Below are 12701 nucleotides of genomic sequence, written 5' to 3'. Positions count from 1 at the left end.
AGAGCTTATGTTAAACATTAAAATTTGAAATTTATGAAAAACTTATTTTACTCTCTGGTATTGGCATTGTGCTGGCAGTCAAATTTATCAGCCCAAGAAACTTTTTATGTAAGTTCGAGTGGAAGTGATGACAATCCTGGAACTAAAGAACAACCTTGGTATTCACTAAATGCTGATAATTGGACAGATGGATGTACAATTATCGTATTGGATGAAATCTATTTGGACCCGGTAATTGACGTAAGTAAGGAGGCTACTATCAAAGAAGTTACAATAAAAGGAGGTACTCCTGAAGCTGCAATAATGGGGGTGAATGATGATGAGTTTAATGATGGAGAAATGAATGTTTCAAGTTTCTTTGATTTGAGAAGAGTGAAATTGAATTTGGAGGATATTACGCTGAAGAATTTGCATCGGGACGGGGGAACCGGATCTGGTGGTATGATATACGTAGATCCGTATTCGGAGTTGAACCTTAATAATGTTGTTGTAAGAAACGGAGTGGTTACTACTGGAGTAAACTGTCGTGGAGGCGCTATTTGCAGTGAAGGTAAACTGATTGTAAAAAATACAATTTTTGAAGGATGTAAAGCTTATCAAGGAGGTGCCGTTTGTCTGAGAGAATCTGAGAATCCTATTTATGCCCGATTTGAAGATTGTATATTCAGAAATAATGAAACGGGAGACGGTACGGTTGAAAATGGTAGTGGAGCTTCCGGAGGGGCTTTATACATAGAAGGTATGGAGATGGATATTGCTTTTGACAAGTGTTTTTTTGATTCTAACGTAGCTACTAATACAGCCAGAAATGCTACAGCAGGTGGCGTACGTTTATTTCTTAATGAGGAATGTAATGCAAATGTAACATTTATGAATTGTACGGTATCAAACAATAAGTCTGTAGGTGCCAGTGGATTCATGCACTGGGCAAGATGTGAACAAGGAAATGTAAACTTGAAGTTTGTTAATAATGTATTTTACAAAAATCGTACGGAAGGCCCGCAAGCGAATCTTATTACTTCTCAGAAATCAGCGCCTACTTTAGGAATGTCGGGAAGTTTTGTTTTTGTAAACAATACGTCCATGATGAACAATACAGGTGTTGACGGATTAGTTCAGACAGACCAGAATGCCATAAATTTCAGTGATTTTGGTGGTGATTTCGATTTGGTTTTTGTTAATAATATTATGTTGGATTGTATGATAGAACCTATCGATAAAGGTGACGGAACAATGGTTGACCAGTTAGGTTGGGGATGGTCAATCCGGGAAAAAGATGCCAGATCGACAGGTGAATATATTATTAAGAATAATTTAATTGATGGTGTAGGTGGAGCGTATGATGCAACTTGGGGTGCCGGATTTTTATATCATTTTAATAATGAAGATATTGCTACGGCAAATAACAATAAAAGTGTTCGCGGCAAGTCTACTGACCAGAAACTGAAACAAGTGGGAATTGATCGTAAGTTAACCGAACCGACAGAAGGTATTCCTTATATCGAGATCAATGACCCTGAAGGATATGCTATTGATAATGGAGTTTCTTCGTTGATATATGAAGGAGAGGAGTTGATTCCGCAAACTGATATAAGAGGTGTTGCTAAAACTGGTAATTCCAGAGACTTAGGTGCTTTCGAGTATAATGGAGTTGCTTCTTCCGTCAATGAATTTAAAGTAGATTCTCAGGTACATGTTTATTTGAATCATCCTACGGGAACTTTGTATTTTTCTGAAGAAGTTGCATCGGTTCAAATATATACATCTTTTGGTATGCCGTGCATCCCTGTTGCTGTGAACGTTACATCTGTTAATATACGGAATCTGGCAAAGGGTATTTACATCGTGCGGATAGTAGACAAAAATGGAAAGGTATATTCTGAAAAGATATTGAAATAAAAAATAAAACGCAGAAAGGTGCTTTGAAAAGGTTTATGCACCTTTCTGTGAATTATAAAAATAATTATTGGAGATTAAATCCTGTAACTATGGATAAATTCTTGGAAAAGAGAAGGGCCTTTTCTTTATTTATTGTATTTTCGATAGCAATATTTTCTGTTTTTTCTCAGCAAGAAGGAACATGGAGAGATTATAGCTCTATCATAAAAAAATGTATTTATAATGATTATAAAGGTATGTTCAGAGAAGAAGGTAAAGCTTTGAAATATCCTTTCATTACTCCGGGAAGCAGTCAATACTCCGATGTTTTATGGGATTGGGATTCTTGGCTGACTAATATAGCATTACGTCAGATTTTGTTGGATATAGGTAATGATAAAGCTTCGAAAGAAGCCATAAAATATGAACAAGGTTGTATTTTGAATTTTTTGGAATTTGGAGGAATGGATGGTTGGATACCTATAAATATAAAGCGGGAATCTGTGAGAGCCGAAATACAACCTAAAGAAATTTATAAAACGAATATGCATAAGCCGTGTTTGGCTCAACATGCTGCATTTTTAACAAAACTCAATGATGGTGATGCCGAATGGCTCAGAGCTAAATTTTATTATCTTCAGACTTTTGTGAATAATTATGTTAACCATCACCGGGATCGGGTTACCGGATTATATTATTGGCAAAATGATGTAGCTATCGGAGTAGATAATGATCCGTGTACCTATTATCGTCCGGCAAGAAGCTCCGGATCTATTTTTTTAAATTGTTTGATGTATAAGGAATTGAAAGCTGTAGCTTATTTGTGTGAAAGGTTGGGTCTGTTTGAGACCGCACCTCAATACCAAAAGAATGCATCGGATTTGCAAGAAGCTATTCAAAAACATTGTTGGGATAACAGAGACGGCTTCTTTTATAGTGTAGATTTGAATTTATTGCCTGTAAAAAGTCCGGAGGCATTTGAGAGACATAGTGGCATGCCGCGTGATTGGGATTGTCTGATTATGAGAATTGGTGTTTGGTCAGGCTTTTTGGCCATGTGGGCAGATATTGCAACGCCGGAACAATCGGAAAGAATCGTTCGGGAACATTTTAAAAATACAAAAACCTTTAATGCTCCGTATGGCATCAGAACTCTTTCTAAAATGGAGAAGATGTATAATTTGAAAGCTACCGGTAATCCGTCGTCTTGGTTGGGACCTGTGTGGGGGATTTCGAATTATATGGTTTGGAAAGGGTTGGTGAAATATGGGTATGAAGAAGAAGCATGCGAACTGGCCGAGAAAACTATAAAGTTGTTTGGAAGCGATTTTAAACGTTTCGGGGCTTTACACGAGTATTATCAGCCTGAAAATGGGGAACCTATACTAAATCCTGGGTTTCAGAATTGGAATTATCTGGTTATGAATATGTTGGCATGGCTGGAGAAAAGACCATTGGTTGATGAATTTTAAGAAGTAAAAATCGAATAAATAAAGAATCAATAAAATACTTATGAAACATAAAATGAAGTCTTTCTGTTTACTATTCTTTTGGGGAATGATCTCCTGTACGAGCAATGCGGGAGAAGTAAGTGGGGATCTACGGACTGTTCTTGATGCTCAAATCAATAATTCTGTGATTGATATTCCTAAAGGGACTTATATCCTTGATTTGAAAGATGGAAAACAACCTTACTTATTCAGTTATAAAAAAAATATTCAGGTAAAGGGAAATGGTTCGACAATTATTTGTAATTATCAGAAACAGGCTTTTAGTTTTGAGTATTGTGAAGATATGGTCTTTTCTGATTTGACAATAGAGTATGATCCGCCTTGCTCTACACAAGGTACGATTACTCAAATGTCGGCCGATGCAAAGACACTTCAAGTGGAGATACATGAAGGGTATCCGATGCTGAATCCGGAAACAGTACAGAATAGAGTACATTTCTTTGATAAAGATACCCGGGAGTTGATTTGGAATCTTTATACCAATGAAATAAAAGATCCGATTGTTTATTTAGAGGATCGTAAAGTACAGGTAAATTTGACAATGCCTAAGGTCGGAACTTATGAAGTCGGTGATTTTGTTGTATTCAATAATATTCCTACTACTTATGTTGGTCATTGTATCATTATGAATCATTGTAAGAATCTGACAATGTCCGGTATAACCATTTATGATTCTCCTGCTTTTCATTTTGCCGAACATTATTGTGAAAATACACATTATTATCGTTGTATTATCGATCGGAAAGTAGACGATCCCAAATATCCTCAAGATAGGTTACGACCTGGTATTGCCGATGGAATTCATAGTAAGCATGCGACAATAGGACCTACTATAGAGGAATGTGTTATTCAGTATACAAATGACGACCCGATAGCAATTAACGGGAATTTTTATCCGGTATATAGGGTAGATAAAGAATATAAACAATTGTATATTTTGGCAAGGGATTATAATCTTGCAGATGTAACTATCAAGAAAGATGAAAATGTTGTTGTTGTTTCGAATGATGGGGTCTGTCGTGGAGAGGCTAAGCCCACACGAGTGACGTTGTCAGCCGATCCTACCGCAGAGGATATAAAGAAATGTTTATCTTATTTTAAAGATATTAAAGATACCCGGTATATAAGAACTGTTATGATTCGTTTTTCAGCGGAAGATTGGGATAAAGTTAGTAATGTCTCCCCTGGTGATGTGATTTATTCAACTGACAGAATCGGGGCGGGGTTCCGGGTTATCAATAATAAAATTGGCCATGTTCCGGGAAGAGGAATATTGGTAAAGTCATCTGATGGAAAAATACAAAATAATGAAATAACATATACTGGTGCCGGTGCAATAATTATTGCTCCTGAATTTAATTGGATGGAGGCAGGACTGTCGAGAAATCTGGAAATAAGTGGTAATCATATCGAAACGTGTATGTTTCGCCAAAATTTGAAACGTTCTCAGGCTGCTGCTATTTCAGTAGTATTGGAAGCATCGAATGGTGATTTGGCACCTGCCGGTGGTTTTAGGAATATCATTATTCATCGTAATACGATAAAGAATTGTCCGAAACCGTGTGTGTTTCTGAATGCGATAGATGGTGGATATTTTTACAAGAATACGATTGAGCCTGCAACCTGGGTACGAGATCATGGACAGAATTTTTTGATTCGGAATGATATGGAATATGTTACGAAGTATGTGAAAAATATTGTTACGGATGAAGATCCTATGGGGACAGGATTGAGTCAAATAAAGCACGATGGGGAGAAATTGATCTGTGTAGACAATAATGGATATGTAAGCTTAAATGGATACCAGGAAAAACAGGTGAAAATGAGAGTTTTTGATGCTTACGGGCAATTAATTCTTGAAGATTCTTTTTGGGGATATTCTTCGGTTACTTTACATCGGCTTAAACAGGGAATTTATATTATTAATCTTATTTATAATGATGAGAGTTTTTCTAAAAAGTACTCTGTCTTCTGATATTACAGAGGATACTTTTATACAGTAATTCCAGTGTTCTGAAAATATTTAATATTATGAAAAAGTTTTTTGCAAATCTTCTGGTGATTTTTCTTCTTTCTATCACTTCATTCGGTACTCTGTATGCAAAGACTATTTTGCCTGGACTTATAGGTAATGATATGGTCTTGAAACAGAAATCAAAAGTTGCATTTTGGGGTTGGGACAAGCCAGGGACGGATATATCCGTAGAGACAAGTTGGAACGATAGGAAGTATGTGGCAAAAGCCGGATTGGATGGTAAATGGAATATGTATATTTCTACTCCTGAAGCCGGGGGACCCTATCATATTTTGATTAATGGAACGGATCGGATAGAACTGAATAATGTCTTAATAGGGGAAGTTTGGTTTACTAGTGGGCAATCTAATATGGGATGGTCAATCATAGAAGAAAAGGAGGCTGAAAACATATTGAAAAATGCCGACCATGCCAATATTCGTTTGTTTCATGTTCCGCGTCATGTCTCAGACCGGAAGGAATCTGTTTTTGGTAAGAATGCTGTTTGGAAAGAATGTAATGCTGAGACTGTTCGACATTTCTCGGCTATAAGTTATCATTTTGCCGTTTTCTTACAAGAACAGTTAAATGTTCCGATTGGAATTATTTCTGCTTCTTGGGCCGGAACAGGTATTGAATCATGGCTTTCTTATGATTTGCAGGCCTCTGACGATAATTTGAGAAAAGCGACAGACAGATGGTGGAAATGGAAGAAGGATTTTCCGCATGATAGCATTGCATACGCAGAGAAGCTGGCTTTGCAGGAAGAAAATTTGGCAAAAGGTACTGCCCAGGAGATTGTCAAAAAACCGAAAAGTGTTCATATGTTACAACGGCCACATTGTAAGCCCGGCTCCCTTTATAACGGAATGGTTCATCCTTGCATGCCCTATACCATATCCGGACTGATCTGGTATCAAGGAGAGAATAGTGTGGAATGGGCAGATGAATACGAATATCAGTTACAGAGTATGATTGATAATTGGAGAGATGGTTTCCATTCGGATTTTCCTGTTCTTATCGGGCAGCTGACTAATTTTAATTATCCGTCTGCTGAGCGAGCAGCGATTTTAAGAGATGCTCAACTGAAGGCGCGTGAGAAGAAAAATACTTATGTTATTTGTACGATTGATATTGGAAATCCTGATGATGTACATCCGAATAACAAATTACCTTTCGGACAGCGGTTTGCTGATATGGCGTTGAATAAGATATATGGGAGAAAAAACTTTGCAGATTATCCGGTAGCGGAGAGAGCGGTAGCTAAAGGAGATAAAATAGTAGTGAGTTTTAATCTTGTGAAAGAATTGTGCATAAAAGGGAAAGAGATAAATGATATTTGGGTGACTGATACTACCGGAAAGAAGCAAAAAGTGAAAGCTGTTGTTAAAAGAAATAAATTGATAATAGGTTGTGAAAATATTCAGAATCCGGTAAAAGTAAGTTATGCTGTAGAAAATAACGTGAACGCAAATCTATATAATAAAAATGGCTTACCGGCATTTCCTTTTACCTTACCGGTGAGAATATCTGAGAAATAAATAGGATGGAAAACTAATATTATGATATGATATGAGAAAGTGTGTATTGATTACTTTTTTATTGTTTGTTCTGTGCGGAGTGGGAGTTTGTGCGAAATCAATAGATTTTATAACTATAGAAACGGCCGGATTGAATATGTTTTTTACTGTTTCGGAAAATAAGAAGGTCTCTTTTCTGTATTTTGGAGATAGATTAGTTTCTGACAGTCGGACTACTGTTTTAAATAAGGAATACAAGCTCAGACGTGATGGTCGTCCACTTATACCGGAGATTTTTCCTACTTCCGGAGACTGTCTGGATCCCGCTTTGCAGTTGACACACGCTGATGGAGTATTTACTACCGATCTATATTATGTAGAGCATAATACGATAAATATGGATGATAATGTATCTGAGACGACCATTCGACTTAAAGATAAATTATATCCTCTTTTTGTCAATATTGTATTTAAGGCATATAAAAAGGAGAATATTATCGCTCAATACATAGAATTGGAAAATGAAGAACAAGATGCCATCAAGATTGAAAAAATAGCTTCGGCTTATCTTCCTTTACATCGTAAGTCTTATTATCTCACTCATTTTTATGGAGGATGGGGAACTGAAATGAAAATGAAAGAAGAGCAGTTGACACCGGGAACAAAGAGCATAGAAGCACGGACCGGAATTTTGACAACGGAGTCGGTGAATTCTTCTTTTATGCTTTCGGCAGATGCTCCGGCACAAGAAAGAGCTGGTGAGATATATGCCGGATCTTTAGCCTGGTCGGGGAATTATAAAATGACTTTCGAACTTGATAAATATGGTATATTGCATATGGTAGGAGGGATTAATCCATATGCTTCGATGCTCCTGATAGAACCGGGAAAGAAAATTAAAATGCCGGAAATGATCTGGACTTATAGCTCTTGTGGGCGTGGGCAGATTTCAAGAAATTATCATGACTGGTGTCGTAAGTACGCATTGGCGCATGGGAATGAGATACGTCCAGTTGTCTTGAACAGTTGGGAAGGCACTTATTTTAAGTTTGATGAGAAAAAGGTGAAAAGGATGATTGATGCCGCTGCTGATTTCGGTATTGAAATGTTTGTTCTTGATGATGGTTGGTTCGGTAATAAATATCCTCGTGATGACGATCGGTGCGGATTGGGAGATTGGCAGGTGAATAAGAAAAAACTTCCCGGAGGGATAGGTCATTTAGCCGATTATGCACATAAGAAAGGTGTAAAGTTCGGGATTTGGGTAGAGTTGGAAATGGTGAATCCTAAAAGTGAATTAGCCGAAAAACATCCGGAATGGATCGTTAGAAGTGGTAATCGGGAGCTTTTATTAGTTAGAAGTCAGTGTGTATTGGATTTGACTAATCCGGAAGTACAAGATTTTATCGTCGGAACATTTGATGATATAGTGAGTAGTTCGCCTAACATTTCGTACATTAAATGGGATTCGAATCGTTTTATTAATCGTGCAGGTTCGGAATATCTTCCGGCTGACAGGCAGTCTCATTTCTGGGTGGATTACATCAATGGTTTATATTCAGTTTACGACCGGGTACGTAAGAAATATCCGCATATTACTATCCAACTCTGTTCATCGGGCGGAGGACGTTTGGATTATGGTGCCTTAAAGTATCATGATGAAGTCTGGGCCAGTGATAATACGAATCCGCTTAGTCGGATATTTATCCAATATGGTACTAATATGTTTTTTCCGGCTATCGCTACAGGAGCCCATGTTTCGATCAGTCCTAATCATCAAACCAAAATGCATGCATCGCTAAAGTATCGGTTCGATGTAGCTATGGCCGGACGTTTAGGTATGGAATTGCAACCTGAAGATTTGCAGGGCGATGAACGTATTTTTGCTAAAAATGCGGTAGAAACCTATAAACAGATTCGGCCAATCGTACAGTTCGGTGACTTATACCGGCTTATTTCGCCCTATGATGAGGGGGGATGGGCAGTATCCATGTATGTTGATAAAGATAAAAAAAATGCAGTTGTGTTTGCTTATAGTTTCGAATTTCACGGCAGAGATCGTTTCCTGGAATTTAAATTGGATGGTTTGGACGAAAAGAAGAAGTATAAACTGACAGAACTGAACAGGATAGGCAAAAAAAGTTCCTTTTGGGGAAATGACAAGATCTTTACAGGTGAAGAATTGATGAAGATGGGGATAAATGTAAATGATAGTGCCATGTTTGATAGTTTCGTTTTCATGCTTACAGAAGTTAATTGATAATGTTAAAGAATTGAATTATGATAAGAAAATTTATAGTGATTATTCTTGGATTGCTGGGCATTACTGATTTATCCGCGATGATTAAGGTATCCGGTGTTTTTGCCGATAATATGGTTATTCAGAGAGATGCTCCTGTCAAAGTATGGGGATGGGGAGACAAAGGAGAAACGGTAACTGTGATATTTAATGGGCAAAACCAGAGAACCCGTACAAATAATGACGGTTATTGGGAACTTCAACTGAAAGAAATGTCTTTTGGCGGACCTTATGAGATGACTGTTTCAGGTAAAAGCAATGAGATTAAAATCAAAAATATTCTGATAGGAGACGTATGGGTTTGTAGTGGACAGTCGAATATGGAATTCCAGGTAAAGTTGTCCGCAAATGCTCCGAAAGAGATTGAAGCGGCCGATTATCCGATGATTCGTTCTTTGGACGTTTCGCGTACGGTGAATGCATTACCTCAAGAAGATATGACAGGTGAGTGGGAAATCTGTTCTCCTTCTACTGTTGGCAATTTTACGGCTGTAGGATACTATTATGCGCGTGAGCTTTACAGACAATTGAATATTCCGATTGGAATTATACATTCGTCTTGGGGAGCTACCGGAGTAAGGACATGGACAAGCAGAAAAGCATTTGATATGCTTCCACTGGCAATGTCGGCCGATTATAATCAATTGGCATTAAATGATTTCGGGAAATTCCAAAAAGAAAATTCCGATAATAAGAAACGATTTGAGAAAGCACTGGCTAATGATATCGGCATGGCCGGGAAATGGTATGATCCGGAGACGGACATATCCTTGTGGAAAGAGATAAATCTTCCCAGAGCGTGGATGGGAACAGAGTTGGGAACTTCGTTAGGAAATGTGTGGTATTGTAAGAAAATAAACCTTTCGGAAAAGGTGGTCGGAGAGTCCGGTACCATATCGTTGGGAGTTATTGACGATGGGGATATTGTCTGGATAAACGGTGTGAAAGTAGGAGAAGGATACGGTTACGATAAACGGCGTATTTATGATATACCCGAAGGGCTTTTGAAAGCAGGGGAGAATACGGTAACGGTTCGGGTTAACAACTCCTCTCATACCGGAGGATTTATCTCCGAACCGGAGAACTATTATCTTGAAACAAAGGGGAAGAATAAATTTCATTTTCCTTTATCGGAAAAGTGGAAATATAAAAAGTCTGCTGTCAGCATGGATTATGGTTATGTGGAAATAGGGCCGAATATTGCACCTTCACTACTGTATAATGCGATGATTCATCCGTTGATAAAGTTTCGTATAAAGGGGGTGATCTGGTATCAGGGCGAACACGATACGGTTCGGGCTTATGCATACAGAACCATGTTTCCGAATCTGATAAATGACTGGCGTCGGCAATGGGGATACGAGTTTCCGTTTTATTGGGTATCGTTAGCGAATATAAATTCGGAAGATATCCTACCTAAGGATAGCCCATGGGCCGAATTACGCGAAGCACAAACAATGACGCTAACTTTACCGCAAACAGGACAGGCTGTTATTTATGATATCGGTGAAGCATATAATATACATCCGGCGAATAAACAGGAAGTGGGCAGACGGCTTGCGTTGGTCGCAATGAATAAAACATACGGTCAAACAGATACGGTATGTGAGGGACCTGTATATAAATCGTTCCGAAAAGAAAAAGATACAATCATTGTATCTTTTGATAATGCAGAAAAAGGCTTGTGTACTAAAAATAATAAATACGGATATGTCACAGGTTTCTCTATTGCCGGTAAAGACCGGAAGTTTGAGTGGGCGAAAGCTTATATCCAAGGGGATAAGGTAGTGGTGTTTTCGGATAGGGTAAAAGATCCTGTAGCTGTCCGTTATGCTTGGTCCAATAATCCGGGAGCCAATTTATATAACAAAGAAGGATTGTTGACAGTGCCTTTCCGCACTGATTCATGGGAAGAATGTACAAGAAATAAATAGTAATCTTAAAAAAAATATCAATGAAAAAGGTTATACTAAGTCTGCTATGTTTAATGGCGGGAATGCAAGTAAATGCTGCCGATATGTCCATTTTGGACTTTGGCGCAAAACAGAAATCCCAGGATAATTCGGCAGCTATACAGGCTGCCATAGATAAATGCGCATTGAGTGGAGGAGGAACGGTGTATGTTCCTGCGGGAACTTATCTAACTACAACGATATTCCTTAAGAGTAATGTTCATTTATTCCTGCACAATGGAGCTGTACTACAGGGGGTAACTGATCCTAAAGCCTACAAAGGACGTGCTATTGTTGTCGGAGAGAATATTAAAAATACTTCTATTCAGGGAGAAGGATGTATTGATGGACAAGGTAATCATAAAAACTTTCAGTTTGGTGATGATAAAGGTCGTCGCCCTCATGTTGTATTGTTTGAGAATTGTTCCAATGTCAAGGTAAAGGATGTATTTCTTTATAATTCGGCATCATGGACATTACGTTGTGCCAATAATGATGGGGTAATTGTGAACAATATAAGGATCTATTCTCATGGTAATCATAACTGTGACGGAATTGATATTAATAGCAGGAATGTCGTAATATCTGATTGTATCATAGACTGTGATGATGATGGCATTTGTTTTAAAACGGATATTCCCGGATTTGATGTGGAACATGTGACCGTGTCTAATTGTGTTATAGCTTCCAATTGCAATGGCATTAAGTTCGGTACCGGGTCTTTTGGTACTTTTCGGAATATAAGTATCAGTAACTGTGTTATACGGAAAGCCTCTGAAAATAATATTCGTAACTGGCCAAAGATGTTAAGGGGTATTTCAGCAGATACAACAGTTATTTCGGGTATAGCACTTGAGGTTGTTGACGGTGGGACGATGGATCGGGTGGTTATCAATAATATTTCGATGCAGGATGTACAGACTCCTTTGTTTATCCGTTTGGGAAATCGTAGGGGAAAAGGAGTATTAAAGAATATTATAGTTTCGAATATCGTGGCTGAGAATCAAAGTTTGATAACTTCATCGATAACGGGAATCCCCGGTAGCTATGTTGAAAATGTTACTCTCAGGGATATTGTGTTCAGCTATACAGGAGGAGCAGATGAAAACGATACTTTTATTGTTGTTCCGGAGAAGATTAATGAGTATCCCGAAAATAGAATGTTCGGTCCGGTGCTGCCGGCTTACGGTCTGTATGTTCGGCATGTAAAGAATCTGACGATGGAAAATATACAATGTCGTTTACGGAAGCCGGATTATAGACCCGCATTTATTTTTGATGATGTGCATAATGTAAGTCTGAATAATTTTCAGGTCGATCTACCTCAGGGAGAGACTCCTATAGTATATCTGAATGAGTCTTCGGATGTTGTGTTTTCCGGATTTCGTACATCGGAAGAGGTTCCTTTATTCTTAAAGATCGATGGTGAAAAGAGCAGGCATATCGATGTCAGATCCGTCAATTTTGATAGAGTCCGGAAAAAGGCGGAATGTGGGGAAACAGTAAAAGAAGGAACAATTTACTAAA

The 12701-nt window shown here is 38.1% G+C and carries 7 protein-coding genes; all 7 read left to right on the top strand.

Going from position 1 to position 12701, the window contains the following annotated elements:
* Positions 1-33 precede the first annotated feature (33 nt).
* The 7 genes from VCM39_RS15440 to VCM39_RS15410 all read left to right on the top strand — a co-directional run bounded on the left by VCM39_RS15440 (position 34) and on the right by VCM39_RS15410 (position 12700).
* Complete coding sequence (locus VCM39_RS15440) at positions 34-1899, top strand: T9SS type A sorting domain-containing protein (RefSeq protein WP_322932901.1); 1866 nt, start codon at positions 34-36, stop codon at positions 1897-1899.
* An 89-nt stretch (positions 1900-1988) separates the two neighbouring features.
* Positions 1989-3350, top strand: a complete 1362-nt coding sequence (locus tag VCM39_RS15435; RefSeq protein ID WP_322932902.1) for an MGH1-like glycoside hydrolase domain-containing protein — start codon at positions 1989-1991, stop codon at positions 3348-3350.
* Positions 3351-3390: 40 nt separating this feature from the next.
* Entirely contained in the window at positions 3391-5364 is a 1974-nt protein-coding gene (locus VCM39_RS15430; RefSeq protein WP_322932903.1) for a T9SS type A sorting domain-containing protein, read from the top strand.
* A 56-nt stretch (positions 5365-5420) separates the two neighbouring features.
* Entirely contained in the window at positions 5421-6944 is a 1524-nt protein-coding gene (locus VCM39_RS15425) for a sialate O-acetylesterase (RefSeq protein ID WP_322932904.1), read from the top strand.
* Between the two features lie 31 nt (positions 6945-6975).
* Positions 6976-9183, top strand: coding sequence for an alpha-galactosidase (locus VCM39_RS15420; protein WP_322932905.1), 2208 nt, complete (start codon positions 6976-6978; stop codon positions 9181-9183).
* A 20-nt stretch (positions 9184-9203) separates the two neighbouring features.
* Entirely contained in the window at positions 9204-11156 is a 1953-nt protein-coding gene (locus VCM39_RS15415; protein ID WP_322932906.1) for a sialate O-acetylesterase, read from the top strand.
* A gap of 20 nt (positions 11157-11176) precedes the next feature.
* Positions 11177-12700, top strand: coding sequence for a glycoside hydrolase family 28 protein (locus tag VCM39_RS15410; RefSeq protein ID WP_322932907.1), 1524 nt, complete (start codon positions 11177-11179; stop codon positions 12698-12700).
* Position 12701: the final 1 nt, after the last annotated feature.

The sequence above is a fragment of the Bacteroides mucinivorans genome, assembly GCF_034654355.2.
GTDB lineage: Bacteria > Bacteroidota > Bacteroidia > Bacteroidales > Bacteroidaceae > Bacteroides > Bacteroides nordii.
Note: the sequence above shows the minus strand (reverse complement) of the source record. Positions and strands in the feature narration are given on the sequence as shown.